This window comes from Nocardioides malaquae (genome assembly GCF_015070385.1).
Taxonomy (GTDB): domain Bacteria; phylum Actinomycetota; class Actinomycetes; order Propionibacteriales; family Nocardioidaceae; genus Nocardioides; species Nocardioides malaquae.
Genome location: NZ_JADCSA010001299.1, coordinates 1 through 232, shown reverse-complemented (window position 1 = coordinate 232; position 232 = coordinate 1). Strand labels below are relative to the sequence as shown.

The window sequence follows — 232 nt, the reverse complement described above, 5'->3', positions numbered from 1 at the left end:
GTCTGGAACTGGTGGGGATCACCGCAGCAGAAGCTGATAACCCGGAGCAAAGTATACCGAAAGCAACTAACCAGGTTATCTACCGCATCCTGATTTTCTATATTGGTTCGTTAGCCGTTCTGCTCTCACTGATGCCGTGGACCCGCGTTACCGCCGATACCAGTCCGTTTGTGCTGATCTTCCACGAGTTAGGCGATACCTTTGTGGCGAATGCGCTGAACATCGTGGTACT

Annotated in this window: 1 pseudogene; it reads left to right on the top strand. The window is 51.7% G+C overall.

The window, feature by feature from the left end:
* Positions 1 to 232, top strand: a pseudogene (locus IEQ44_RS16595) (aromatic amino acid transporter AroP); the annotation flags it as partial.